General features: G+C 63.5%; 24 protein-coding genes. 13 read left to right on the top strand and 11 right to left on the bottom strand.

Features of this window, described 5'->3' with window-relative positions; genetic code table 11:
- The first annotated feature begins 335 nt into the window (after positions 1–335).
- The 6 genes from urtA (at position 336) to IMX18_RS00355 (ending at position 6,565) form a co-directional block, all read left to right on the top strand.
- Positions 336–1,601, top strand: coding sequence for an urea ABC transporter substrate-binding protein (urtA, locus tag IMX18_RS00380; RefSeq protein WP_013974390.1), 1,266 nt, complete (start codon positions 336–338; stop codon positions 1,599–1,601).
- Between the two features lie 97 nt (positions 1,602–1,698).
- Positions 1,699–3,228, top strand: coding sequence for an urea ABC transporter permease subunit UrtB (gene urtB, locus IMX18_RS00375; protein ID WP_371857134.1), 1,530 nt, complete (start codon positions 1,699–1,701; stop codon positions 3,226–3,228).
- Complete coding sequence (urtC, locus tag IMX18_RS00370; RefSeq protein WP_015271970.1) at positions 3,228–4,307, top strand: urea ABC transporter permease subunit UrtC; 1,080 nt, start codon at positions 3,228–3,230, stop codon at positions 4,305–4,307. Before urtB ends, urtC begins: the two co-directional genes overlap by 1 nt.
- Entirely contained in the window at positions 4,304–5,161 is an 858-nt protein-coding gene (urtD, locus tag IMX18_RS00365; RefSeq protein ID WP_023660839.1) for an urea ABC transporter ATP-binding protein UrtD, read from the top strand. Before urtC ends, urtD begins: the two co-directional genes overlap by 4 nt.
- Positions 5,162–5,319: 158 nt before the next feature.
- Complete coding sequence (gene urtE / locus IMX18_RS00360; protein ID WP_013974394.1) at positions 5,320–6,018, top strand: urea ABC transporter ATP-binding subunit UrtE; 699 nt, start codon at positions 5,320–5,322, stop codon at positions 6,016–6,018.
- Between the two features lie 31 nt (positions 6,019–6,049).
- A complete protein-coding gene (locus tag IMX18_RS00355; protein WP_015271973.1) occupies positions 6,050–6,565 on the top strand; it encodes a GNAT family N-acetyltransferase in 516 nt (171 codons plus the stop codon).
- 154 nt (positions 6,566–6,719) lie between these two features.
- Here the strand turns inward: IMX18_RS00355 and IMX18_RS00350 are convergent, their stop codons facing one another.
- Together IMX18_RS00350 and cbpA are read right to left on the bottom strand one after the other, a co-directional pair.
- Entirely contained in the window at positions 6,720–7,025 is a 306-nt protein-coding gene (locus IMX18_RS00350) for a chaperone modulator CbpM (protein ID WP_015271974.1), read from the bottom strand.
- 2 nt (positions 7,026–7,027) lie between these two features.
- Positions 7,028–7,981, bottom strand: coding sequence for a curved DNA-binding protein (gene cbpA, locus IMX18_RS00345; protein WP_217189973.1), 954 nt, complete (start codon positions 7,979–7,981; stop codon positions 7,028–7,030).
- 164 nt (positions 7,982–8,145) lie between these two features.
- Between cbpA and IMX18_RS00340 the strand changes: the two genes are divergently transcribed.
- Complete coding sequence (locus tag IMX18_RS00340; RefSeq protein WP_013974398.1) at positions 8,146–9,417, top strand: Hsp70 family protein; 1,272 nt, start codon at positions 8,146–8,148, stop codon at positions 9,415–9,417.
- Between the two features lie 134 nt (positions 9,418–9,551).
- Here the strand turns inward: IMX18_RS00340 and IMX18_RS00335 are convergent, their stop codons facing one another.
- The 3 genes from IMX18_RS00335 to IMX18_RS00325 all read right to left on the bottom strand — a co-directional run bounded on the left by IMX18_RS00335 (position 9,552) and on the right by IMX18_RS00325 (position 11,769).
- A complete protein-coding gene (locus tag IMX18_RS00335; RefSeq protein WP_015271976.1) occupies positions 9,552–10,559 on the bottom strand; it encodes an AI-2E family transporter in 1,008 nt (335 codons plus the stop codon).
- A 71-nt stretch (positions 10,560–10,630) separates the two neighbouring features.
- The gene (locus tag IMX18_RS00330) at positions 10,631–10,918 is read right to left on the bottom strand and encodes a PsiF family protein (protein WP_102083525.1); all 288 of its coding nucleotides are present in this window, start codon (positions 10,916–10,918) and stop codon (positions 10,631–10,633) included.
- Between the two features lie 62 nt (positions 10,919–10,980).
- Complete coding sequence (locus tag IMX18_RS00325) at positions 10,981–11,769, bottom strand: AraC family transcriptional regulator (protein ID WP_025340807.1); 789 nt, start codon at positions 11,767–11,769, stop codon at positions 10,981–10,983.
- Positions 11,770–11,983: 214 nt separating this feature from the next.
- Between IMX18_RS00325 and IMX18_RS00320 the strand changes: the two genes are divergently transcribed.
- A complete protein-coding gene (locus IMX18_RS00320) occupies positions 11,984–12,856 on the top strand; it encodes a DMT family transporter (protein WP_054572742.1) in 873 nt (290 codons plus the stop codon).
- Here the strand turns inward: IMX18_RS00320 and IMX18_RS00315 are convergent.
- Positions 12,853–13,743 (bottom strand): esterase/lipase family protein, encoded by an 891-nt coding sequence (locus IMX18_RS00315; protein ID WP_015271979.1) that lies wholly within the window; start codon positions 13,741–13,743, stop codon positions 12,853–12,855. The genes IMX18_RS00320 and IMX18_RS00315 overlap by 4 nt on opposite strands.
- A 123-nt stretch (positions 13,744–13,866) precedes the next feature.
- Between IMX18_RS00315 and osmE the strand changes: the two genes are divergently transcribed.
- Both osmE and IMX18_RS00305 read left to right on the top strand, forming a co-directional pair.
- A complete protein-coding gene (osmE, locus tag IMX18_RS00310) occupies positions 13,867–14,208 on the top strand; it encodes an osmotically-inducible lipoprotein OsmE (protein WP_003258245.1) in 342 nt (113 codons plus the stop codon).
- Between the two features lie 48 nt (positions 14,209–14,256).
- Complete coding sequence (locus tag IMX18_RS00305; protein ID WP_015271981.1) at positions 14,257–14,787, top strand: ferritin-like domain-containing protein; 531 nt, start codon at positions 14,257–14,259, stop codon at positions 14,785–14,787.
- A gap of 129 nt (positions 14,788–14,916) precedes the next feature.
- Here the strand turns inward: IMX18_RS00305 and IMX18_RS00300 are convergent, their stop codons facing one another.
- Entirely contained in the window at positions 14,917–16,983 is a 2,067-nt protein-coding gene (locus IMX18_RS00300) for an AsmA family protein (RefSeq protein ID WP_085704298.1), read from the bottom strand.
- A 341-nt stretch (positions 16,984–17,324) separates the two neighbouring features.
- Here IMX18_RS00300 and IMX18_RS00295 point away from each other — a divergent pair, with 341 nt between their 5' ends.
- The 3 genes from IMX18_RS00295 to IMX18_RS00285 all read left to right on the top strand — a co-directional run bounded on the left by IMX18_RS00295 (position 17,325) and on the right by IMX18_RS00285 (position 19,813).
- Complete coding sequence (locus tag IMX18_RS00295) at positions 17,325–17,867, top strand: phage infection protein (protein ID WP_085720926.1); 543 nt, start codon at positions 17,325–17,327, stop codon at positions 17,865–17,867.
- 122 nt (positions 17,868–17,989) lie between these two features.
- The gene (gene fabR, locus IMX18_RS00290) at positions 17,990–18,622 is read left to right on the top strand and encodes an HTH-type transcriptional repressor FabR (protein WP_015271984.1); all 633 of its coding nucleotides are present in this window, start codon (positions 17,990–17,992) and stop codon (positions 18,620–18,622) included.
- Between the two features lie 93 nt (positions 18,623–18,715).
- Positions 18,716–19,813, top strand: a complete 1,098-nt coding sequence (locus tag IMX18_RS00285) for an AGE family epimerase/isomerase (protein WP_015271985.1) — start codon at positions 18,716–18,718, stop codon at positions 19,811–19,813.
- Positions 19,814–19,929: 116 nt separating this feature from the next.
- On the opposite strand, the gene IMX18_RS00280 is transcribed toward IMX18_RS00285, so the two are convergent.
- The 4 genes from IMX18_RS00280 to livM all read right to left on the bottom strand — a co-directional run bounded on the left by IMX18_RS00280 (position 19,930) and on the right by livM (position 24,281).
- A complete protein-coding gene (locus IMX18_RS00280; RefSeq protein WP_003259040.1) occupies positions 19,930–20,697 on the bottom strand; it encodes an SDR family oxidoreductase in 768 nt (255 codons plus the stop codon).
- Between the two features lie 697 nt (positions 20,698–21,394).
- Entirely contained in the window at positions 21,395–22,111 is a 717-nt protein-coding gene (locus tag IMX18_RS00275; RefSeq protein WP_015271986.1) for an ABC transporter ATP-binding protein, read from the bottom strand.
- Positions 22,108–22,983 (bottom strand): ATP-binding cassette domain-containing protein, encoded by an 876-nt coding sequence (locus tag IMX18_RS00270; protein WP_010955466.1) that lies wholly within the window; start codon positions 22,981–22,983, stop codon positions 22,108–22,110. Before IMX18_RS00270 ends, IMX18_RS00275 begins: the two co-directional genes overlap by 4 nt.
- A complete protein-coding gene (gene livM / locus IMX18_RS00265; protein WP_015271987.1) occupies positions 22,980–24,281 on the bottom strand; it encodes a high-affinity branched-chain amino acid ABC transporter permease LivM in 1,302 nt (433 codons plus the stop codon). Before livM ends, IMX18_RS00270 begins: the two co-directional genes overlap by 4 nt.
- Between the last annotated feature and the right edge of the window lie 2 nt (positions 24,282–24,283).

Here is a 24,283-nt window from a genome sequence, read left to right as displayed (position 1 = left end):
TCTTCGCAGCACAAGGCTGCTCCTACAAAGGACGCGTCAGACGAGCGATATTGGTTCTCTGCGCGACAGCGCAGCCCAAAGGGCTGGGCAATCTCCCACAGGGACAGCGCATGGCTCGAGGCCGATGCGGTCTAGGTGGGAGCTGGCTTGCCGGCGATGGGCCGCGCAACGGCCCCAATCCTGTGCACATAAATCCATCAGGCACCAACCTGGATCCAGCCAACGCCCCAACACCTCGCACAACCCCTCTATTGCGCACCTTCCGCCGTTAGGCACACCCCTTGCAACACCCCTCCCCGCTTGCCCAACACATAAAAACTCAGCGGAGAGAGCACATGAAGCGACGCAGTCTGATCAAGGCCTTCACCCTTAGCGCATCGATCGCCGCAATGGGCCTGAGCTGGAGCATCCAGGCCGCCGAAACCATCAAGGTCGGTATCCTGCATTCGCTTTCGGGGACCATGGCCATTTCCGAGACTTCGCTCAAGGACATGGCGCTGATGACCATCGAGCAGATCAACGCAAAGGGCGGCGTGAACGGCAAGCTGCTCGAGCCGGTGGTGGTCGATCCGGCCTCCAACTGGCCGCTGTTCGCCGAAAAGAGCCGCCAGCTGCTAACCCAGGACAAGGTGGCAGTGGTGTTCGGTTGCTGGACCTCGGTGTCGCGCAAATCGGTGCTGCCAGTGTTCGAAGAGCTCAACGGCCTGCTGTTCTACCCGGTGCAGTACGAGGGTGAAGAGATGTCGCCGAACGTGTTCTACACCGGCGCCGCGCCCAACCAGCAGGCCATCCCGGCCGTTGAGTACCTGATGAGCGAGGACGGCGGCAGCGCCAAGCGCTTCTTCCTGCTGGGCACCGACTACGTCTACCCGCGCACCACCAACAAGATCCTGCGTGCCTTCCTGCACAGCAAGGGCGTGGCCGACAAGGACATCGAAGAGGTGTACACCCCGTTCGGCCACAGCGATTACCAGACCATCGTCGCCAACATCAAGAAGTTCTCTGCTGGCGGCAAGACAGCCGTCATTTCCACCGTCAACGGCGATTCCAATGTGCCGTTCTACAAGGAGCTGGCCAACCAGGGCCTGAAGGCCACCGATGTGCCAGTGGTGGCCTTCTCGGTGGGCGAGGAAGAACTGCGCGGCATCGACACCAAGCCTCTGGTGGGCCATCTGGCGGCGTGGAACTACTTCGAGTCTGTGGATAACCCGGTCAACCAGAAGTTCGTCGCCGACTGGAAAGCCTACGCCAAGGCCAAGGGCCTGCCAGGCGCCGACAAGGCGGTGACCAACGACCCGATGGAGGCCACCTACGTGGGCATCCACATGTGGGCGCAGGCGGTGGAGAAAGCCAAGTCCACCGATGTCGACAAGGTGCGCGAGGCACTGGCCGGGCAAAGCTTCGAGGCGCCGTCCGGTTTCACCCTGACCATGGACAAGACCAACCACCACCTGCACAAGCCGGTGATGATCGGCGAGATCCAGGATGACGGGCAGTTCAGCGTGGTGTGGGAAACCGAGCAACCGCTGCGGGCGCAGCCATGGAGCCCGTTCATTCCCGGCAACGACAAGCGCCCTGATTACGCCGTGAAAGGTAACTGAGTGCACTGGGGCTGCTTTGCAGCCCATTCGCGGGCACGCCCGCTCCCACAGGGACCGCACAATTTTCAAACTGTGCACCGTACCTGTGGGAGCGGGCATGCCCGCGAAGAATCCACCGCCGATTTCCAGGATTACCCGCATGCTCAGACTGCTGCTCACCCTGCTCCTGCTGATGCCCTTGGCAACCCAGGCCAGCGAGGGCGAATTCTTTCTCGCTGCCAAGCCCGCCGAGCAAGCCCGCCTGCTCGAAGGCTGGGCCGCACAACCCGATACCGCACGCCTGGCCCTGTTGGACAACCTGCGCCAAGGCCGCATCGCCGCCGACGACACGCGCAAGGTGCGCCTGAACAACCGCCTGCGTGGCCTGATCGACAATGCCTTGGCCAGCCACCAGTTGCTCAGCGACAACAGCGACATCCGCCTGGCCGCTGCCCAACAACTACAGAAAAGCGCGCAACCGGCGCAAATGGCCTTCCTCGACCGGCGCTTCGCCAGCGAACCGGATGCCGCCGTGCATGCCGCCCTCGGCCTGGCCCTGGCCAACCTGCAGCTGGGCGCCAGCGAACCGGCAGTACGCCTGGCCGCCGTTCGCCTGCTCGGCGAAACCGGTGACCCGCTGGCCCGCACCCGCCTCGAAGCCTTGCTGCAACCCAACGCGGAAACCGACCCGGGCGTGCGCACCGCCGCCGAAACCAGCCTGGCCCAGGTGCAGCGCAAGCTGCTGGCCGGCGAACTGCTCGGCCAGGCCTTCAGCGGCCTGTCGCTGGGCTCGATCCTGCTGCTGGCAGCCCTTGGCCTGGCCATCACCTTCGGCCTGCTCGGGGTGATCAACATGGCCCACGGCGAAATGCTGATGCTCGGCGCCTACAGCACCTACATGGTCCAGGTACTGCTGCAACGCTACGCCCCTGGCGCCATCGAGTTCTACCCACTGATCGCCCTGCCGGTGGCCTTCACCGTCAGTGCCGGCGTCGGCATGGCGCTGGAGCGCACGGTAATCCGCCACCTGTATGGCCGCCCTCTGGAAACCCTGCTGGCGACCTGGGGAATCAGCCTGATCCTGATCCAGGCCATCCGCCTGCTGTTCGGCGCGCAGAACGTCGAAGTCAGCAACCCGGCCTGGCTGTCGGGTGGCATCCAGCTGCTGCCCAATCTGGTACTGCCATACAACCGCCTGGTGATCATCGGCTTCGCCCTGGCCGTGGTACTGCTCACCTGGCTGCTGCTCAACCGCACGCGGCTGGGCCTGAACGTGCGCGCGGTCACCCAGAACCGCAACATGGCCGCCTGCTGCGGCGTGTCCACCGGGCGCGTCGACATGCTCGCCTTCGGCCTCGGCTCGGGCATCGCCGGGCTTGGTGGCGTGGCCCTGAGCCAGGTCGGCAACGTCGGCCCGGACCTGGGCCAGAGCTACATCATCGACTCGTTCCTGGTGGTGGTGCTCGGCGGCGTCGGCCAGTTGGCCGGCAGCCTGTGGGCAGCCTTCGGCCTTGGCATCGCCAACAAGCTGCTGGAGCCGCAGATCGGCGCCGTGCTCGGCAAGATCCTCATCCTTGCGTTGATCATTCTGTTCATCCAGAAGCGCCCGCAAGGCCTGTTCGCCCTCAAGGGACGGGTAATCGACTGATGAACCAGCCACTGCTTGTCACCGCTACGCAAAAGGCCGGGCCACGCCTGACCCTGGCCATCGCCGCCGTCGTCGTCCTGTTGCTTGTGGCCCTGCCGCTGCTGTCGCTGCTGCCGGCGGACCATGCCCTGCAAGTGTCGGCCTACACCCTGACCCTGGTCGGCAAGATCCTCTGCTACGCCATCGTCGCGCTGGCCCTGGACCTGGTCTGGGGCTACGCCGGGCTGCTGTCACTGGGCCACGGGCTGTTCTTCGCCCTCGGTGGCTACGCCATGGGCATGTACCTGATGCGCCAGGCCGCCGGTGACGGCCTGCCAGGGTTCATGACCTTCCTGTCGTGGAGCGAGCTGCCGTGGTACTGGGCTGGCACCCAGCATTTCGCCTGGGCCCTGTGCCTGGTGGTGCTGGCGCCCGGGCTGCTGGCGCTGGTGTTCGGCTGGTTCGCCTTCCGCTCGCGAATCAAGGGCGTGTACTTCTCGATCATGACCCAGGCGCTGACCTTCGCCGGCATGTTGCTGTTCTTCCGCAACGAAACCGGCTTTGGCGGCAACAACGGTTTTACCAGCTTCCGCACCATCCTTGGCTTCGACATTGCCGCCCAAGGCACCCGTGCAGTGCTGTTCCTGCTCACCGTCGGCCTGCTGCTGGCCAGCCTGTACCTGTGCTGGGGCCTGACCCGCAGCAAGTTCGGCCGCCTGCTCACCGCCGTGCGCGACGCCGAAAACCGCCTGATGTTCTGCGGCTACGACCCACGTGGTTTCAAGTTGCTGGTGTGGGTGCTCAGCGCCGTACTGTGCGGCCTGGCCGGTGCGCTGTACGTACCGCAGGTGGGCATCATCAACCCCAGCGAGATGTCGCCGACCAACTCCATCGAAGCCGCCGTGTGGGTGGCCCTGGGCGGGCGCGGCACCTTGATCGGCCCGCTGCTCGGCGCCGGTCTGGTCAATGGCATGAAAAGCTGGTTCACCGTGGCCTTCCCGGAGTTCTGGCTGTTCTTCCTCGGCGCGTTGTTCATCCTCGTCACCCTGTACCTGCCCAAGGGCGTGGTCGGCCTGTTGAAGAAAAGGAGCCAGCCATGAGAGGCGTGCCCCCGGTACACCCGGAATTCATGCTCGAACCGGTGTTCGACAACCTCGGCGCCAGCCGCGACGCCATCGGCCTGGGCCAAAGCCGCAAGACCGGCCTCGACACCCGCCACGGCACGGTGCTGAGCCTGGAAGACATCAGCGTCAGCTTCGATGGCTTCAAGGCGCTGAACGCGCTGAACCTGTACATCGGCGTGGGCGAGCTGCGTTGCATCATCGGCCCCAACGGTGCCGGCAAGACCACGATGATGGATGTGATCACTGGCAAGACCAGGCCTGACAGCGGTACGGCCTATTTTGGCGACACCCTCGACCTGACCCGCATGAGCGAATACCAGATCGCCCAGGCCGGCATAGGCCGCAAGTTCCAGAAGCCCACGGTGTTCGAGGCGCTGACGGTGTTCGAAAACCTGGAGCTGGCGCTGAAGACCGACAAGTCGGTATGGGCCAGCCTGGCAGCGCGCTTGGGTGGGGAGCAGCGCCAACGCATTGAGGAGGTGCTGGGCACCTTGCGCCTGCTGCCGCTGGCCCAGCGCCAGGCGGGCTTGCTGTCGCATGGGCAGAAGCAGTTCCTGGAGATCGGCATGCTGCTGGTGCAGGAGCCGCAACTGCTGTTGCTGGACGAACCGGTAGCGGGCATGACCGATGCCGAGACCGAGTTCACCGCCGAGCTGTTCAAGGGGCTGGCTGGCAAGCATTCGCTGATGGTGGTGGAGCACGACATGGGGTTTGTCGGCAGCATTGCCGACCATGTGACCGTGCTGCACCAAGGCAGCGTGCTGGCGGAAGGGTCGCTGGAGCAGGTGCAGGCGGATGAGCGGGTGGTCGAGGTCTACTTGGGCCGGTGACCGGCATTTGAATTTTTGAAGCCTGTACCGGCCTCTTCGCGGGCTTGCCCGCTCCCACAGGAAACCCACAGTTTTCGAGCCCTGTGTAGTACCTGTGGGAGCGGGCAAGCCCGCGAAAGGGCCGGCACAGGCACAGCAACAATTTCAGGAATACACACATGCTCAAGATCGACACCCTGCACCAGTATTACGGCGGCAGCCACATCCTCCGGGGCCTGTCTTTCGAAGCCAAGGTCGGCGAAGTCACCTGCCTGCTGGGCCGCAACGGCGTGGGCAAGACCACCCTGCTGCGCTGCCTGATGGGGCTGGTCCCGGCCCGCGACGGCAGCATCGAATGGGAAGGCAAGCCGATCACCAGCCTCAAGCCCCAGCAACGGGTCCACGCCGGCATCGCCTACGTGCCCCAAGGCCGCGAGATCTTCCCGCGCCTCACCGTCGAGGAAAACCTGCTGATGGGCCTTTCGCGCTTCCCCGCCCGTGAAGCTCGGGAGGTACCGCCCTTCATCTACGAACTGTTTCCCGTGCTGGAACAAATGAAGCAACGCCGTGGCGGTGACCTGTCCGGCGGCCAGCAGCAACAGCTGGCAATCGGCCGTGCCCTGGCCAGCCGCCCGCGGCTGCTGATCCTCGATGAGCCCACCGAGGGTATCCAGCCTTCGGTCATCAAGGAAATTGGGGCTGTCATCCGTCGCTTGGCAGAGCGCGGTGACATGGCCATCCTGCTGGTGGAACAGTTCTACGACTTCGCTGAGGAGCTGGCCGACCAGTACCTGGTGATGGCCCGTGGCGAGATCATCCAGCGGGGCCGTGGCGAAAACATGCAAGCCGAGGGTGTGCGTGGGCTGGTAACCATTTAATCTGCAAGCAACGACCCTGCGAGACGCTGTCATGAGTCATGAAATCCGCGACGCCCTGCCTACCGACGTGCCAGGCATCCTCGACATCTACAACGACGCGGTGCGCAACACCACGGCGATCTGGAACGAAACCCCGGTGGATTTGGCCAACCGCCTGGCCTGGTTCGCCGCACGGGCGCAGCAGGGCTACCCGATCCTGGTGGCGGTGGACGGGAGCGGTGTGCTGGGCTATGCGTCGTTTGGCGACTGGCGGCCGTTCGAGGGCTTTCGCAACACCGTGGAACACTCGGTGTATATCCGTGGCGATCAGCGCGGCAAGGGATTGGGGCCAGTGCTGATGGCAGCGCTGGTCGAGCGTGCGCGCGAGTGTGGCAAGCATGTGATGGTGGCGGCCATCGAGAGCGGCAATGCAGCGTCGGTGCGCCTGCACGAGCGGCTGGGCTTCGTGGTGACCGGGCAGATGCCGCAGGTGGGGGTGAAGTTTGGCCGGTGGCTGGACTTGACCTTCATGCAGCTGGTGCTGAACCCGGGGGCAGAACCCAGTTGAGAAACCAGGCCTCACACGATCCCTGTAGGAGCGGCCTTGTGTCGCGATGGGCTGCGAAGCGGCCCCAGATCTTTGCTTCATCTCAAGATTGCCGGGGCTGCTGCGCAGCCCATCGCGACACAAGGCCGCTCCTACAGGGGTTAGCCGCAACGGCCTACATCTGGGTAAACCTGCCCAACCGCTGCCTCAGCATGCTGTTCTCGCTGCGCAGCTGCCGCACTTCCTGCAGCAGTTCCAGCGCAAGCGCCACCCCTTCCCACTCCAGTTCCAGCTCCTGATGCAGCTTCGCCGCGCGTTTGGCCAGCAACGGCGCCTGATCGTCGAACAACCAGTCCTCCGGCGTTCGCCCGGAAGGTTCGACAATGCCGTGCTCGACGATTTCGATCACGCAGTCAGCCGTGAGATCGGCCTCCTGACACAAGGTACGCATGTCCAGTTGAACGATCAGGGTGCTGCTCATGATCACTTACTCCATTGTGTCCTCGGGTTGAACGCAGCCTTCTCGGAAAGCTTGCTCCACAGTTCGCGGGCAGACTCGTCGGATGCTGGTGGCATGACCACTTTCAGTTGCGCGTAAAGGTTGCCACGCTCGCCACTCTTGTTGGCCAAGCCCTTGCCCGGTACGCGCAGGCGCTGGCCGCTCTGGCTGTCGGGGCGGATGGTGAGGTTGATCTTGCCGTCCAGGGTCGGCACGGCCACCTTGGCGCCCAGTGCTGCCTCCCACGGTGCCAGCGGCACGGTGATGATCAGGTCATGACCTTCGACATCGAACAGCGGGTGCGGTGCCATGCGAATGGTCAGGAACAGGTCGCCATTGGCCCCGCCACCACTACCCGGCGCGCCCTGGCCCTTCAGGCGGATACGCTCGCCGTCGGTCACACCGGCCGGGATCTTCACGTTCAGGGTCTTGGTAGTGAAGCCGGTGCGCTGGCCCATGGCATTGGTCTGCGGCACCTGGAAGCTGATCTGCTTGGACTCCTTGCTCAGGGTCTCTTCAAGGAATACCGCCAGTTCTAGCTCCACGTCCTGCCCCCGCCTGCCGGCGCTGCGTTGCTGCTGCCGGGCACCACCGAACGGGTTGCCCCCCCGGCCACCAAAGATCGAGCTGAAAAAGTCGGAGAAATCGCCGCCTTCGAAACCGCCACCACCGCCACGATTCTCCCAGCCCGGTGGCGCCTGGAACGGCCGGCCATGCTGGCCACCGTACTTGCGGATTTCATCGTACTCGGCACGTTTCTGCGCGTCGCCCAGCACTTCGTAGGCCTCGTTGGCCTCCTTGAATTTTTCCTCGGCGTCGCGCTCCTTGCTGACATCGGGGTGATACTTGCGCGCCAGCTTGCGGTACGCGGCCTTGATCGCCTTTTCGTCCGCCGCGGGCTCTACGCCGAGTATCTTGTAATAGTCTTTGAAGTCCATCTATGGATCACCAATGTGAATGTGCGTGTTGCAAGAGAAGATAGGGGTCAAGCATAGCCTTTCAAGACCACCTTGGGGTTGCTCCATGGCAGACGATCGGTCTTGATTCTGTAGCCAACTGGCATACACTGCGCGGCCGTTTTGCCTCCGGAAGCTCATTCCCCATGTCTGACGTATCCCCGGCCCGCGCCCTGGGCATCGACTTTGGCACCTCCAACTCCACGGTCGGCTGGCACCGCCCAGGCGCCGAGTCGCTGATTGCCCTGGAAGACGGCAAGATCACGTTGCCCTCGGTGGTGTTCTTCAACATCGAGGAGCGTCGCCCGGTATATGGCCGCCTGGCACTGCACGAATACCTGGAAGGCTACGAAGGCCGCCTGATGCGTTCGCTGAAAAGCCTGCTGGGCTCCAAGCTGATCAAGCACGACACCAGCGTGCTGGGCAGTGCCCTGCCATTCAAGGACCTGCTGGGCATGTTCATCGGCGAGCTGAAAAAACGCGCAGAGGCCGCTGCTGGGCGGGAGTTCGAGCAGGTGGTGCTGGGCCGCCCGGTGTTCTTCGTCGACGAAGACCCGGCCGCCGACCAGGAGGCCGAGGACACCCTGGCCGAAGTGGCGCGCAAGATCGGCTTCAAGGATGTGTCGTTCCAGTACGAGCCGATTGCCGCGGCCTTCGACTACGAGTCGAGCATCAGCCGCGAAGAGCTGGTGCTGATCGTCGACATCGGCGGTGGTACCTCGGACTTCACCCTGATCCGCCTGTCGCCCGAGCGCCACCTGGTGGCCGAGCGCCAGAGCGACATCCTCGCCACCGGCGGTGTGCACATTGGCGGTACCGACTTCGACAAGCAGCTGAGCCTGCAGGGCGTGATGCCGCTGTTCGGCTACGGCAGCCGCATGAAGAGCGGCGCGCTGATGCCGACCAGCTATCACCTCAACCTCGCCACCTGGCACACCATCAACGCCCTGTACTCGCAGAAGTCGCAGCTGGCGCTGGGCAGCATGCGCTATGACATCGAGGACACGCTGGGCATCGACCGCCTGTTCAAGCTGATCGAAGAGCGTGCCGGGCACTGGCTGGCGATGGAAGTGGAGGCCAGCAAGATCGAGCTGACCGAGCAGCAGAGCCGCCACGTCGACCTAGGCCGCATCGAGCGCGATCTGGGCGTGGACCTGTCCCGAGCGCTGTTCGAGGGGGCTATCGAAGGGTTGCTGGAGCGGGTGCGTGGTAGCGTGAGCGAACTGCTGGCCAAGGCTGGAGTGAGCGAGACCCAGGTCGATACGGTGTTCTTCACCGGCGGTTCCAGCGGGATTCCGGCGCTGCGCAACAGCGTGTCGGCGATGCTGCCGAATGCGCGGCATGTGGAAGGCAACATCTTTGGCAGCATTGGTAGCGGGTTGGCCATCGAGGCGCGCAAGCGCTACGGCGTAGCCTGAGCCAGGCTCTTCAGCCTGTGCCGGCCTCTTCGCGGGCTTGCCCGCTCCCACAGGGACCGCACAGTACCCAAGGCCTGTGCAGTACCTGTGGGAGCGGGCAAGCCCGCGAAGAGGCCGGTACAGGCTGGTGAAGATCAGACCAGTTCGGCCCGCTTCAGCTCACTCTTCAGGTAGGCATAGTAGATCGGCCCCGCCACCACCCCCGGCAGCCCGAATGCCGCCTCGAACACCAGCATCGCCAGCAGCAGTTCCCAAGACTTGGCACTGATCTGCCCGCCCACGATCCGCGCGTTGAGGAAGTACTCGACCTTGTGGATGACGATCAGGTAACCCAGCGCCGCCGCCGCCACCCAGATCGACAGCGACAGGCCGACGATAGTGATCAGGGTATTCGACATCAGGTTGCCGATCACCGGCAGCAGGCCCAGCAGGAAGGTCAGCACGATCAGCGTCTTGGTCAGCGGCAGGTGCACGTCGAACATCGGCAGCACCACGGCCAGGAAGATGCCCGTGAACGTAGTGTTGAGCAGCGAAATCTTGATCTGCGCGAAGACGATGTTGCGAAACGCCTTCACCAGCAGGCTCAGGCGCTCGAACAGCGCCGCTGCCAGCGGCTTGCGCCGGGATATGTCGGGGATGCGCTGCAAGGCGACTATGGCACCGAGGATCATGCCGATCAACAAGGTGACGAACATGTGCGCCATACCCTTGCCCACCAGCTGCAGGTCGCTCAGGTGGCTCTTGATCCAGTCACCGATGGCCACCTTGAACTCCGCCGCACTGGCCGGCAGGTAGCCTTCGATGAACGGCGGCAGCTGGCTACGGGCGCGCTCCACCAGGGCCATGAACTTGTCCAGCGAGGCCCCGGGGTTTTCCGCCTCGTGCAGCAAAAAGCTGAAGGCACCGGCAAACAGCAGGGTCAGGGTGCTGACCACCAGCGTGCCAAGTAGCGCCACAGCCAGCCAGCGGGCGCGCTGCCCGGCGAGCAGCGGCTGCAGCCGCGGCGTGAGCATGTTGACCAGCTCGAACACCAGCAGGCCGGCCAGCAGGCTTGGCAGCAATTTCAGGGGCAACGCCAGCAACAGGCCGGCAAACACGATGATCCAGCTGGCCAGGGTGACCTGGCGGGGGGTGAAGGTCATACAGCCTCAACGGCAGACAACGGGAAAGACCCGCAGTCTGCCAGCCTTACGTCTGCAGGCATAGGCGCAGGTCATTTCTTCTTCAGGCAGTCGCTCATGAACGCTTTGCGCTCGTCACCCTTCAGGGCCTTGGTGGTGGCGTCGGCGTTGCAGGTTTTCATCTTTTCTTGCTGGGTTTGCGGCACTTCCTTCTTCAGGCAGGTGCTCATGAAGGCTTTGCGCTCATCGCCCTTGAGGGCTTTGGCGGTGGCGTCGGCGTTGCAGGTTTTCATCTTTTCCTGCTGCGCGGTATTGGCGGCGAAGCCTTGGGCGCTGAACAACACCGCCAACACCAGTAAGGGGATTTGCAGCACTTTCATGGAGTAGTCTCCTTGGCTCCGCGCCCGATGCACGGGGGTCGAGCTGAGTGTAGCCAAGAATTTCAACGCCCTGCCCGTGCCTGGCGGCGGTATTGCTCGGGCGTGCACTGGGCCTGGCGCTGGAACATGGCGATGAACGCAGAGGCGCTGCTGTAACCCAGGTCGAAGGCGATGGCCTGGATCGGCTGGCCGGCCTCCAGCGCTTCGATGGCGCGCAGAAAGCGCAGGCGCAGGCGCCATTCGCCAAAACTGATGCCCAGTTCACGCAGGAACTGGCGGGCCAGGGTACGTTCGCTGACATGCACCTTGGCGGCCCAGTCGGCCAGCGGGCGGTTGTCGCCCGGCTCGGCACCGAGGGCATCGAGCACCTGGCGCAAGCCTTCGCTGTGGGCAAACGGCAGGTAGCAGGCCTGGGTGGGCGCCAGCAGCAACTGGTCGAGCAGCACTTGCACCAGGCGCTGGTCGCGCTCGCCCTCGGCCACCCGCAGGTCGCGCCGGGCGAAGTCGGCGAGGATGGCCTTGAGGATGTCGCTGATCATCAGGCTGCACGGTTGCTGCGGCAGTGCGGCGCACAGGCTGCGGTCCAGGTAGACCGAACGGTAGACGATGGCCTGCGGGTTGTAGCAACCATGCTCGGTGTCGGGCGGCACCCACACGGCGTATTGCGGCGGCGACAGGAAGTGCTGGCCAGCTACCTCCAGGTGCATCACGCCGTGGGCGGTGTAGTTGAGCTGGCCCCAGGCGTGGCGATGCAGGGCGCTGCGGGTGTCGGCACCGAACTCGTCGTGGCGGAAGTACACCGGGGCCGGGAGCCGGGTGAACTGGGGAATATCGAGGTATTTGCGCGGCATGCTGTCTGCTTTGCGGGGTGGGTTGTCTGGATAGGAGTATAGGCTTGTGGACAGACAGTTGATAATGGCTGCCATCGGGGCCTGCTGCGCAGGCCATCGCGACACAAGGCCGCTCCTACAGGGACCCGCGTTGCCTTCCGGGCCTGTGCGATACCTGTATGTCGCGATGGGCTGCAAAGCAGCCCCAATCAGTCCAAAACGAGTAACCTGCTACATGAACTACCTCTTCCCCCTGACCGCCATCCTGATATGGGCCGGCAACACCGTGGTCACCAAGATGTCCGCCGGCGCCATCCACCCCGCCGAGATCGGCTTCTACCGCTGGCTGCTGGCCGCGCTGTTGTTCACCCCGTTCCTGCTGCCCGCCGTGTGGCGCAATCGCGCGGCCATTCGCCCGCACCTGGGCAAGGTTTTCGTGCTGGGCGTGCTGGGCATGGCGCTGTACCAGAGCCTGGCCTACTTTGCCGCCGGCATCACCAGCGCCACCAACATGGGCATCATCCTTTCGCTGATGCCACTGATGTCACTGGCATTGTCCATCGCCTGGCTGGGCCAGCGCCTGAGCTACGGTGCCCTGCTGGGCGCGCTGGTGTCATTTTTCGGCGTGCTTGAAGTGGTCAGCGCCGGCCACCCCGCCAGCCTGCTGCAACAAGGCCTGAACAGCGGCGACCTGCTGATGCTCGTGGCTACACTGGCCTATGCGCTATACAGCTTCCTGCTGAAGAAATGGCAGCTGCGCCTGCCGCCGATGCAGCTGCTGTACCTGCAGGTGCTGGTAGCCATCGTCGTGTTGCTGCCGCTGTTCCTGCTGTCGGACAAGACTGGCCTGAACAGCCGCAACGTCGGCCTGGTGCTGTACGCCTGCGTGCTGGCCTCGATGATCGCGCCCCTGGTGTGGATGCAGGCCGTGCACCGCCTGGGGCCCAGCCGCACCACGCTGTTCTTCAACCTGCTGCCGCTGGTCACGGCACTGATCGCCGCCGTGGTGCTCGACGAGCAGCTGGCCCGCTATCACTTGGTCGGCGGCCTGCTGACCCTGGCGGGCGTGGTGCTGGCCGAGCGCTGGACCACACCGATCCGTCGCTAGAGCCCTGCCGCCTTGAGCCGGGCGGCATGTTCGGTGAACAGCCGCACCGGTTCGGCACCCTTGCCCACCGCACCAAGCGACTGGTTGACGATATCCAGGTGGTCGAGCGGGTAATCGTCGCCGATCACCTGCCCCAGGTGCGAACTGAAGCGCCCGACCATTCCGTCGCAATAGCCCTTTTCCTTGACAAAGCTGCGCGCGAACAGGCGGCAGAAGTGGCTGCTGCCGTCGAAACGGTTGCGCCGCTGGTCGGTCAGGCCGGGCTGCAAGGTGCCGGACCAGGAGTAATAACGCACGCCATCGACCTCATAGGCCCCTTCCCCACCCCAGGTGTCTGGCAACCCCTGTGGATAAGCCTGGTTGAACAGCGCCACCCCGGCGCTGGTCAACGACTGGTGCGAGGCGTGTACATCCACCGGCAGCGGGTCGCGGCGCCAGCCGGTTTCCAGCCACACCAGCAGCACGGCCAAGCCATGCAGCACAGCCTTCAGGATGCGCCCCTGCGGGGAATCGCCCGGTGCCGTACGCTCCAGGTAGTCGGCCAGTTCCGAGCCATGGTTGGGCCCCGCCACCGAAGTGACCGAAGCCACCCGCCCGGGCCGCCTGGCAGCCGCGTAGCGCGCGCTCAGGGCACCCTGGCTGTGGCCGATGAGGTTGACCTTTTCCGCTCCGGTGCGCAGGCAGATGTCTTCGATGATGGCCAGCAACTGCTCGCCGCGCACCTCGCTGGAATGCAGTGGCGAAACCTGCACCGGGAACACCTGCGCCCCGCCCTGGCGCAGGGCCGGCACGATGCCGAACCAGTAGGGGTAGAGCACTACCCGGACAAAACCGAGCATGCCCGGCACCAGCACCAACGGGTATCGCGTGGCCAATTCCTGCTGCATTGCCCCAGCCCCTTTCCGTGGACGACCGGCCAACACTACAGCGGCCTTGATGACCATCGCAATCGAACTCCCGGCGCGCGCTGCGGTTCCAAACCACACAGACCCTTTGCAAGGAGCGGGACCATGTACAAGCAGACCCTGGCAATCCTTCTGGCAAGCGCCACCCTCGTCGCCTGCGGCAGCCGCCCGGAAAACCCGGTGGACTACGTCACCTACCGCGACGAACCGCTGGTCAAGCAGGTGGAAAAAGGCATGACCATGCAGAAAGTCATCGCCATCGGCGGCAGTCCGTCCAACGTCATCGACCTCCCCCATGGCGGCACCTGCAACGACTACATCCTCAACCACGATGGCCACCAGCAGCCCTACTACGTGCGCTTCGACGCCACCGGCCATGTCGACGCCAAGGGCTTCAAGACTTGCAAACAACGCGAAGAAGACAGCGACGCCGTCCACGGCGCCTAAGCCTTCCAGGCCATATCCATGACCACCCTGATGTTCCAGGAGATGAACATGAATGCGAATGAACTGACCGATGTACAAACCCTGCGCGAACGTGCCCGTCAGCATGTCGAGCAAGGCGCGGTGACCGAGGGTTACGATGCTGATCGCCAACAGATCCTGCGCCTGCTCAATGATTCACTGGCCACCGAACTGGTCTGCGTGCTGCGCTACAAGCGTCACTACTTCATGGCCAGCGGCATCAAGGCCAGCGTGGCTGCCGATGAATTCCTCGAGCATGCCAATCAGGAAGCCGAGCACGCCGACAAGCTTGCCGAACGGATCGTGCAGTTAGGTGGAGAGCCGGATTTCAACCCGGACAACCTGAGCAAGCGGTCCCATGCCCAATATGTGGCGGGCACTTCATTGAAAGAGATGGTGCTGGAAGACCTGGTGGCGGAGCGGATCGCCATCGATAGCTATCGCGAGATCATTCGGTACATTGGGGATAAAGACCCGACTACGCGGCGGATTTTTGAAGACATCCTCGCGCAGGAAGAAGAGCACGCGGACGATATGTCCGACCTGTTGCAAGGCTTGTAATTGCTGGGGGCGCTTTGCGCCCCATCGCGACACAAGGCCGCTCCTACAGAGGGATCACGTCTCGGCAGATTTGCGCGATTCCCTGTAGGAGCGCCCTTGTGTCGCGATGGGCCGCGAAGCGGCCCCCTGCTATTTCCGCTCTTTCACCACCGCCGGCGCCTTGCCCGCCTTCATCTGCTGCAACAGCGGCGTGCACTGGTTGGGATCATCCCCGCTGCTAGGCGCAATCAGCGCCAGCAACCCCGCCGCCGGCCCGGCAACCACGCCCAACGCCACCATTCCCGCTCCGCGCAATGCCAGCGGCACCGCCTGCACCCCGGCACTGGGCTTGGCGAACGGCCCGCGCACATACAGCGGCGAACGCAGCGAGAACAGCCGCAACCCTTTCGATTCGGGGGTAATTTTCAGGTCCAGCTGCTCCGTGGCGAAATTGGCCGTGCCGTTGATGTAGATGATCGCGTTCTCGGTATCGAAGATGAACAGGCGCGTGGTCGCCAGGCCATCCTTGATACCCACGTCAGCCGCCGCGCAGTTGATCTTCACATCCTCATCGCCAAACAGCTTGCCGACCACATAGTTGCCCACGTTCAACCCGGCAATCTCCATCAGGCTGCGGCTGATGGCACCATCGTTGATCAGCATGCGCAGGTCGCCATTGGCCGTGCCCAGCAAGGCGGCCACCGAGTTGCCCCGGCCAGTGATATCGGCATCGCCATTCAACTCACCGAAGCTGGTCTGCATCGGCGCAAAGGAGGGGAACAACTGCTTGAGCTTGAAGCCCCGCGCCGTCAGCCGGGCACGCCCCTGCAACGGTACGTTGCGCCCATCCAGGCGGATTCTGGAAGCCAGGTTGCCGCCAGCCACGCCAAAACGCAGGGGCTCCAGGCGCAGCAGGCCGTCCTCCAGGATCACGTGGGCCGACAGGTCGTTGAACGGCAGTTGCGCGCTGTGCACGATGCGCTTGCCGGCGAAGGTGACGTCGGCGTCCATCGTGCGCCAGCGCTCGGTGCGGAACTCTTCCACCGGCAGCACCTTGCCCGCCGGCTGTTTGCTGGCACCCCCACGGGCCTTCTGCTCGGCGTTGGAGTCGGCGCCGATCAGCGGCGCCAGGTCCTTGAACAGCAACTGGTTGGACACCAGGTTGCCGGACAGCTTGGGCCGTGGCTGGCTGGCAACGAAGGCCAGGTCGCCGTGGATATCGCTGTCACCGATCTTGCCGTTGAAGCCCTGGTAGTTGAAGGTCGCCCCTTGCGCCGCGTGCAGGTTGGCGCTGAGGTGGCCGTCGGTGGAGTAGGCCGGGGTGTCGGGCAAGGTTACGCCGGTCAGCGGGTAGAGGTTGCCCAGGCTGGCCCCGGACAGGCGCAGGCGCAGGTCGAGGGCACCTAGGTTGCGCGGGTCGGTCAGGGTGCCGGCGAGCACCACATGGGTGTCGGCGATGCGCACGTCAGCCTGCAGCGGGAACGGCTGGCTGGCGTCCTGCAGGGCCAGCAGGCCGCCGATCTTGCCGGTGCCGGACACTGGCTGGCCTTTGTAGCGGCCCTGGGCCTTGAGCCCGAAGGCGTAGTCCTGTGCGGCACCGGCCTTCTCGGCGCTGGCCTTGCCAACGATGTCGCTGAACGGGACAGGCTTGCCCAGCGGGTCGATCTGCACCTTCATGCTGGTTTTCAGGGTTTGGTCATCGAAGCTGACATTGCCCTGGTCGAAGCCGATGGCGCCAATGTCCAGCTGCCATTTGGAAGGCTCTGCGTTTTCATCCTTGGGGCCGAAGTCGAAGGCCCAGTTGGCGCGGCCATCGGCCAGGCGGGTGAGGCTGGCTGTGGGCTTGGTCAGGTCGATGCGCGGGATGCTGATCTGCTGGAACAGCAGCGGCAGCGGCGCCAGGCGGAACGCCACGCGCTCCAGGCCGACCATCTTCGGTTCCTTGAGCCACTCGGGGTTGCCCAGGGTCAGGTCTTCGGCAATGAAGTGCGGCCAGGGCACCCAGGCACGCCAGCCCCCCTCTTCTGGTTCGGTGCGCCAGTCCACGGCAAGGTTGCCATTGATCGCGAAGGGCCGCTGCAGGGCCTCGGAGACTTTCTCGTTGAGCAGGGGCTTGACGCGGTTCCAGTCGAAGGTGGCAATCACCACCACCAGGATCGCCAGCAGGGTCAGCAGGCTGGTGAAGGTCCAGACGAGGATTCTGGCGGGACGCGTCATTGCGTGATTCTCCTTGCGGTATGGCACAGAACAGGTGCAGCGGTGGCACTCAATATCTCGGACTGATGAAAACCCGTGGGGTTTTATCGATGGCGCCATGATAGCGAAGTTTTTCCTGGCCTTTTGCTCAGCAAATCGTCGCGCCAGACCGTGCGTGTTACCTGCAAAAAGCACCATCAAATTGCCATCTAACGGCCTGTAAAGTGCTTTCTAGAGCAGTTTCAAATCTCTATCAATACGGTCGATTGTTACCATTACCCGTATGAACTTCTCTCTGGCGTTACGCGGCGTAGCATTGGCTCCGTACCCACTTTCCAGCCCCCGAGAGGAGCACCGAAATCATGAAACGCCATCTGCTGACCCTGACCCTGTCCATCCTGGCTGCCAACGCTTTTGCCCTGCCAGCCGACGAGCAACACCTGACCGCCGAATCGCGCTCCAGCGCTGCTGAAATCGCCCAGCCGCTGAAGACCGTTGCTGAAGGTGGTGCTGATCGCCTGATCGAACGTAGTGCCCGCGTTGCCGAAGGTGGCTCCGATCGCCTGATCGAACGTAGTGGCCGCGTTGCCGAAGGTGGCTCCGATCGCCTGATCGAACGTAGTGGCCGCGTTGCCGAAGGTGGCTCCGATCGCCTGATCGAACGTACTGGCCGCGTTGCCGAGGGTGGCTCCGATCGCCTGATCGAACGTACTGGCCGCGTTGCCGAGGGTGGCTCCGATCGCCTGATCGAACGTACTGGCCGCGTTGCCGAGGGTGGTTCCGATCGCCTGATCGAACGTACTGGCCGCGTTGCCGAGGGTGGTTCCGATCGCCTGATCGAACGTACTGGCCGTGTTGCCGAGGGTGGTTCCGATCGCCTGGTTGAAATCAGCCGTGTGAGCTGATCGCCATGACCGAAAAGAACAATCTATGTCACAACGCCAGCTCCCCTCCAGGCCCGGTCCATTGACCGGGCTTTGTTTTTTTCACTAGAGTGCCCTGCCTTACCGCCATAGAAACCCGCACCATGCTGCCGCGCGCCGAACAGAAGCTACAGACCCGCCAGGCCCTACTCGATGCTGCCTGCCAGCTCATGGAGAGTGGCCGTGGTTTCGGCAGTATCAGCCTGCGCGAAGTGGCAAAGACGGCCGGCATCGTACCCACCGGCTTCTACCGGCATTTTTCCGACATGGACGCCCTGGGCCTGGCCCTGGTTGCCGAGGTCGACACTACCTTCCGCCAGACCATCCGCCTGGTGCGCCAGAACGAATTCGAACTGGGCGGCATCACCGACGCCTCGGTGCGCATCTTTCTCGATGTGGTCGCCGCCCACCGTGCGCAGTTCCTGTTCCTCGCCCGTGAGCAGTACGGCGGTTCACAGGCCGTACGCCAGGCCATTGCCCGCTTGCGCCAGGACATCAGCGACGACCTGGCCACCGACCTGGCGCGGATGAAGCGCTGGCAGCACCTGGACAGCGCCGCGCTGGCGGTGATGGCCGACCTGGTGGTGAAAACCGTGTTCGCCACCCTGCCAGAGCTTATCGACAGCCCCGAAGCGGGTTATCCACAGGCGTTGACGCCCCAGGAAAAGATCACCCAGCAGTTGCGCTTCATCTTCGTAGGGGCGCGGCATTGGCAGGGGCTTGGCAACCCGGGCTGATCGGTAGCCTGTGCCCGCGAAGAGGCTGGCACAGGCTACCCACAACCCAGTTCTGCTACCATGGCGCCCTGCCCGACAGCGACGAGCGCCGAAATGTCCGACCCCCGCCCCACCCTGCCCGAACTGGCCCGCTTCAACCAGCACTTCGCCGAACGCATCGTGCCGTTGTGGCAAGGCCCGGGCTGGAACGCCGACATGGCCCTGCCTTACGAGGCACTGGATGCCCAGCACCAGCCATTGCCGGTGCAGCGCTACCGGGCCATGGCCTGCGCAAGGCAGCTTTACCTGTTCAGCAGCCGCATCGGGCAACCGGGTGCAGCCGAGCGTGCGGCCGCCTTGTTCCGCTCGCTGCAGAAGCACTTCCACGACGCCGAACACGGCGGCTGGTTCTATAGCATCGACGCCCAGGGCAAACCGCTGGACCGACGCAAGGACCTCTACACCCACGCGTTCATCGTCTTCGCCTGTGCGCACTACTGGGGCAAGGTGCGTGAAAACCTGGTGGAGTCCACGCTGAACGCCGCGCTGGACATCATCGACCAGCAGTTCGCCCGCGACGACGGCCTGTACGAAGCCAGCCTCGCTGAAGACTGGGCAGACCTTGGCAGCGGCCCGCTGCAAAACCCGCAGATGCACCTGGCCGAAGCCTTCCTGCAGGTGCTGGCGGTGCGTGACGACAAGCATGCCCAGCAGTCGTTGCTGCACCTGTGCGACGCGCTGCAGGAACACTTCATCGACCCCGCCCACGGCCTGATGCTGGAAAAGCCACGCGGCACTGTGGATAACTGGTTCGAGCCGGGGCACCAGTTCGAGTGGTTCTACCTCCTGCATACCTCGCCACTGCTGCGAGATACGCCGCTGCATGCGTCCATCGACCGGGCTTTCGGCTACGCCGAGCAATACGGGGTGAAGGATGCCGCTGTGCTGGCGATGCTGGATGTGGATGGCCGGGTGCTCGACGCCACCCAGCGGATCTGGGCACAGGCGGAATACCTGCGGGCGCTGGTGTTGCGGACAGGGGGCGAGAGCAAGCTTGCCGGGCAGTTGCAGGCTCTGGAAACGCGGTTCCTGCGTGAGGCGGGCTGGTATGAGTGCCGGGATGGGCAAGGCAGTGTCAGCCGGCATGATATGCCTTCGACTACTCCCTACCACTTGGCGACTTGCCTGGAAGGGTTGCAGCGCCTGGGCTGACGCTTTCGCAGCACAAGGCTGCTCCTACAGGGAAAGCGGCGCACCTGAAACCAGTGCCAATCCTGTAGGAGCAGCCTTGTGCTGCGAATGGGCCGCAAAGCGGCCCCGCCTTTTGATCAGGCCTTGGCCGACCGGTCGATCGAGAACCCTGCCCAGTCCTGGCTCACCGGCATCAGCTCGAGGCTGTTGATATTGATATGCGCCGGCTGGTTGAGGATCCAGAAGATGGTCTCGGCAATGTCCTGCGGCTGGATCGGCTCGGCACCGGCGTAGGTGGCGTCGTATTTGGCCTGGTCACCGCCAAAGCGCACCAGCGAGAACTCGCTCTCGCACAGGCCCGGCTCGATATTGCTCACGCGCACGCCCGTACCCCGCAGGTCGCAGCGCAGGCTCAACGAGAACTGGCCGACGAAGGCCTTGGTGCCGCCATACACGTTGCTGCCTGGGTACGGGTAGTTGCCCGCCACTGAACCTACGTTGAGGATCGACGCCCCACGGCCATGGGCGATCAGCCGTGGCAGCAGCAAGCGGGTGGTGTACATCAGGCCCTTGATGTTGGTGTCGACCATGGTTTCCCAGTCGTCCAGGCTGCAGTTCTGCGCCGCGTCCACCCCTAGCGCCAAGCCTGCGTTGTTGACCAGGCCGCGCAACTTGTCGAAGCCAGCCGGCAAGTTGGCGATGGCCTGCTCCATGGCTTTGCGGTCACGCACGTCGAGTACCAGGCCGTGTACTTCGGTCTTGGCCGACAATTCGGCGCACAGGGCGTCCAGGCGCTCCTTGCGGCGGCCAGTGAGCACCAGCTTCCAACCAGCTTCGGCAAAACGGCGGGCAGTGGCCTCACCAAAACCGGAAGTCGCGCCAGTGATGAATACGGTGGACGTCATGCTCTGTTCCTCACGGTGGATTGTCATCGGCAGTCTTGCAGCATGCCCGCGCCGCGTGCTTGCAGCAACCCGCCCGGGATACTGTTCATTTTTTGATCATATGTGGCAAACCCTTACAGCAGACGGCTCGGCACCAGCTATGCGCACGTTATCCACAAGGCTTTCCCCACGGATTGGGGGCAACTTGTCCACGGTACGGAACCCTTTCAGCGACTTATGGTCGGTGGATATCTTTTCGGTGATGGCGCAAGGCTTTCAAGCATGCCGTCTGCAGCGGTCTGTCCAAGGCTTTTTCACAGGGTTATCCACAGGCTTTTCGCAACGCCTGGAATGAATGCAGGGCTTTGAAAAACCTTGGAAAATAATCCACAAGGTGCAATTGATCAAAAAACGATCATGACTCTGCAGGGCTTGGTATCAAAGGGTTTGAGCGAGATGCCACCATGTTTTCCACAGGCGGTTCCACATTAACCGTGGAAAAGATCGGGCCTGTGGAAACAAGGGCTTGCGAAGGGATGCTGGAGTGTATGGAGGCAGGCCCGCTACAAGTTGTCCACATTTGGAATCGGGCTGCTTTGCAGCCCATCGCGACACAAGGCCGCTCCTACAAGGGGCCGCGATACCACATGGAATCGCAGATTGCCTGTAGGAGCGGCCTTGTGTCGCGATGGGCCGCAAAGCGGCCCCCGAATGCAACTCAATGCCCGCCGAGATAGGCGTTGCGCACTTCTTCGTTGACCAACAGCTCCTGACCCGTCCCGCTCATGCGAATCTGCCCGTTGACCATCACATAAGCCCGGTCCGACAGTTTCAGCGCATGGTTGGCGTTCTGCTCCACCAGGAAGATGGTCATCCCAGTCTTGGCCAATTCACGTAAGGTCGAGAAGATCTGTTTGACCACGATCGGCGCCAGCCCCAGCGATGGCTCGTCCAGCAGCAACAACTTTGGCCGGCTCATCAGCGCGCGGGCAATTGCCAGCATCTGCTGCTCGCCACCAGACATGGTCATGGCCCTCTGGTTACGCCGCTCTTTCAAGCGCGGGAACAGCTCGTACATGCGCTGCATGTCTTCGTCGGCATGCTTGTCACCGATGGGGATGGTACCCATCATCAGGTTCTCCTCGACCGTCATGTCGGGGAACACCCGGCGCCCTTCCGGCGACTGGGCGATGCCGTTGGAGGCAATGTAATGCGACGACTTGCGAGTGATGTCGGTGCCGCGGTACACGATATGCCCCGACGCCGCCCGCGGCTGGCCGAAGATCGACATCAGCAGGGTCGACTTGCCAGCGCCGTTGGCGCCGATCAGGCTGACCGTCTCACCTTCATTGATGTGCATCGAGACTTTCTTCAGCGCCTGGATAGGGCCGTAGAACACGTCCAGGTCCTTCAATTCCAGAATGGGTGCACTCATACCAGTTCCTCTTCATCTGCACCCAGGTAGGCGGCGATCACCGTCGGGTTGTGGCGGATATCCTGCGGCGCGCCTTCGGCAATCACGTTGCCGTGGTCGAGCACCACGATATGATCGGAAATGCTCATGACCATGCCCATGTCGTGTTCGATCAGCACCACGGTAATGTCGTGCTCGTCGCGCAGCACGCGGATCATGCGGCTGAGGGCCTCGGTTTCCTGTGGGTTCAGGCCAGCCGCCGGTTCGTCCAGGCAGATGATCTTCGGCCGCGTGCACATGGCCCGGGCGATTTCCAGGCGGCGCTGCTGGCCGTACGACAACTCGCCAGCCAGGCGGTTGGCGCAATCGACCAGGTCGACCACTTCCAGCCAGTAGAACGCGTGGTCCAGCGCGTCGCTCTCGGCCTTGCGGTAGGCCTTGGTGTTGAGTACCCCGGCCAGCAGATTGCGGTTGACCCACATGTGCTGCGCCACCAGCAGGTTCTCCACCACCGACATTTCCTTGAACAGGCGAATGTTCTGGAAGGTGCGTGCCAGGCCGGCGCGGTTGACCAGGTGGGTACCGCCGAACATCTTGTAGTACATGCGGTTGGCGAAGCGCGCCGGGGAGACGAAGTCTGCCGCCTGGAAGCGCTCGCCGAGCAGCTGGATGACGTTGGTGTGGCTACCGCGCACGTTCAGCTCGATGCGCCCGCCACTGGCCTTGTAGAACCCGGTCAGGCAGTTGAACACGGTGGTCTTGCCCGCACCGTTGGGGCCGATCAGGGCGAAGATCTGGTTGCGCCGGACCTTCAGGCTGACATCGCTGAGCGCCTTGATGCCGCCAAACTGCATCATCAGGTTGTCGACCGAGAGAATGATATCGTCGCTCATGGCGCCACTCCTTTACGCGGGGTCACACCGGTACGGCTGATGCGGATCAGCCCACGCGGTCGCCAGATCATCATCAGCACCATCAACACACCGAACAGCAGCACGCGGTATTCGGAGAAGCTGCGCAGCAGCTCGGGTGCCACGGTCAGCACGAAGGCGGCAATCACCACGCCTACGGTCGAGCCCATACCACCGAGCACGACGATGGCCAGGATCAGCGCCGACTCGAAGAAGGTGAACGACGACGGGTTGACGAAGCCCTGGTAGGTGGCAAAGAACACCCCGGCCAAGCCGGCGGTGGAGGCACCCAGGGTAAACGCCGAGAGCTTGACCAGTACGTGGTTCAGGCCCATCGAGCGGCAGGCGATCTCGTCTTCGCGTAGCGCTTCCCAGGCACGGCCGACCGGCATGCGGGTCAGGCGATGCTTGATGTAGAGCACTGCAAGCACGACGATGAACAGCACCGCGTAGATGAACACGAACTTGAGGTTGGCGTTGTAATCGAAGCCGAAGAACTCGTGGATAGGTACCCCACCGTCCTTGGCCCTACGGCCGAACTCCAGGCCGAAGAAGGTCGGCGCCGGTGCCGGCATGCCGTTGGGGCCGCCGGTGAACGACAACCAGTTGTTCAGCACCAGGCGGATGATCTCGCCGAAGCCCAGGGTCACGATCGCCAGGTAGTCGCCGTGCATCCGCAACACCGGGAAACCGAGTATGCACCCCGCCAGCGCCGCAGCTATGGCCGCCAGTGGCAGCACGCTCCAGAAGCCCAGGCCAAGGTACTGATAACCCAGCGCCAGGCCATATGCGCCGATGGCATAAAACGCCACATAGCCCAGGTCGAGCAGGCCGGCCAGGCCGACCACGATGTTCAGCCCCAGGCCCAGCAGCACGTAGATCAGGCCGAGGATGACGACGGTCAGCAGGTACTTGTTGGCGAAGATCGGGAAGACAATGGCGATCACCACCAGCGCCGGGATGATATAGCGCAGCCGCGATACGTAGTTCGGCGCGCGCACATGCACTCCCGAGCCACCGCTTTCGAAGCCCTGGAGCATGCGCGAGCCGGCGGCCGTCTGCAGGTACAGGCTGAGCAGGAAGCGCCCCAGCATCACCCCGCCAACCAGCCAGGCCACACGCCGCGGCTCGGCGTTGAAGGTGTAGCCGTCGAGCACCACGCCAACGACAGGACCGAACACGATGAGTGCCAGCAGGCCGGCGACGATGGTCTCCAGCAGGCTGCGTTTGATATCGAAACTTTTGGTTTCAGGAACAGAGGCAGTTTTGGCAATGGACATGT

The organism is Pseudomonas shirazica, from assembly GCF_015168335.1.
Classification (GTDB): Bacteria; Pseudomonadota; Gammaproteobacteria; order Pseudomonadales; family Pseudomonadaceae; genus Aquipseudomonas; species Aquipseudomonas asiatica.
Note: the sequence above shows the minus strand (reverse complement) of the source record. Positions and strands in the feature narration are given on the sequence as shown.

Excerpts from the sequence above, each read along its gene's own strand:
- urtA (WP_013974390.1), top strand. The coding sequence starts at position 336 with ATGAAGCGACGCAGTCTGATCAAGGCCTTCACCCTTAGCGCATCGATC.
- urtB (WP_371857134.1), top strand. The coding sequence starts at position 1,699 with ATGCCCGCGAAGAATCCACCGCCGATTTCCAGGATTACCCGCATGCTC.
- urtC (WP_015271970.1), top strand. The coding sequence starts at position 3,228 with ATGAACCAGCCACTGCTTGTCACCGCTACGCAAAAGGCCGGGCCACGC.
- urtD (WP_023660839.1), top strand. The coding sequence starts at position 4,304 with ATGAGAGGCGTGCCCCCGGTACACCCGGAATTCATGCTCGAACCGGTG.
- urtE (WP_013974394.1), top strand. The coding sequence starts at position 5,320 with ATGCTCAAGATCGACACCCTGCACCAGTATTACGGCGGCAGCCACATC.
- IMX18_RS00355 (WP_015271973.1), top strand. The coding sequence starts at position 6,050 with ATGAGTCATGAAATCCGCGACGCCCTGCCTACCGACGTGCCAGGCATC.
- IMX18_RS00350 (WP_015271974.1), bottom strand. The coding sequence starts at position 7,025 with ATGAGCAGCACCCTGATCGTTCAACTGGACATGCGTACCTTGTGTCAG.
- cbpA (WP_217189973.1), bottom strand. The coding sequence starts at position 7,981 with ATGGACTTCAAAGACTATTACAAGATACTCGGCGTAGAGCCCGCGGCG.
- IMX18_RS00340 (WP_013974398.1), top strand. The coding sequence starts at position 8,146 with ATGTCTGACGTATCCCCGGCCCGCGCCCTGGGCATCGACTTTGGCACC.
- IMX18_RS00335 (WP_015271976.1), bottom strand. The coding sequence starts at position 10,559 with ATGACCTTCACCCCCCGCCAGGTCACCCTGGCCAGCTGGATCATCGTG.
- IMX18_RS00330 (WP_102083525.1), bottom strand. The coding sequence starts at position 10,918 with ATGAAAGTGCTGCAAATCCCCTTACTGGTGTTGGCGGTGTTGTTCAGC.
- IMX18_RS00325 (WP_025340807.1), bottom strand. The coding sequence starts at position 11,769 with ATGCCGCGCAAATACCTCGATATTCCCCAGTTCACCCGGCTCCCGGCC.
- IMX18_RS00320 (WP_054572742.1), top strand. The coding sequence starts at position 11,984 with ATGAACTACCTCTTCCCCCTGACCGCCATCCTGATATGGGCCGGCAAC.
- IMX18_RS00315 (WP_015271979.1), bottom strand. The coding sequence starts at position 13,743 with ATGCAGCAGGAATTGGCCACGCGATACCCGTTGGTGCTGGTGCCGGGC.
- osmE (WP_003258245.1), top strand. The coding sequence starts at position 13,867 with ATGTACAAGCAGACCCTGGCAATCCTTCTGGCAAGCGCCACCCTCGTC.
- IMX18_RS00305 (WP_015271981.1), top strand. The coding sequence starts at position 14,257 with ATGAATGCGAATGAACTGACCGATGTACAAACCCTGCGCGAACGTGCC.
- IMX18_RS00300 (WP_085704298.1), bottom strand. The coding sequence starts at position 16,983 with ATGACGCGTCCCGCCAGAATCCTCGTCTGGACCTTCACCAGCCTGCTG.
- IMX18_RS00295 (WP_085720926.1), top strand. The coding sequence starts at position 17,325 with ATGAAACGCCATCTGCTGACCCTGACCCTGTCCATCCTGGCTGCCAAC.
- fabR (WP_015271984.1), top strand. The coding sequence starts at position 17,990 with ATGCTGCCGCGCGCCGAACAGAAGCTACAGACCCGCCAGGCCCTACTC.
- IMX18_RS00285 (WP_015271985.1), top strand. The coding sequence starts at position 18,716 with ATGTCCGACCCCCGCCCCACCCTGCCCGAACTGGCCCGCTTCAACCAG.
- IMX18_RS00280 (WP_003259040.1), bottom strand. The coding sequence starts at position 20,697 with ATGACGTCCACCGTATTCATCACTGGCGCGACTTCCGGTTTTGGTGAG.
- IMX18_RS00275 (WP_015271986.1), bottom strand. The coding sequence starts at position 22,111 with ATGAGTGCACCCATTCTGGAATTGAAGGACCTGGACGTGTTCTACGGC.
- IMX18_RS00270 (WP_010955466.1), bottom strand. The coding sequence starts at position 22,983 with ATGAGCGACGATATCATTCTCTCGGTCGACAACCTGATGATGCAGTTT.
- livM (WP_015271987.1), bottom strand. The coding sequence starts at position 24,281 with ATGTCCATTGCCAAAACTGCCTCTGTTCCTGAAACCAAAAGTTTCGAT.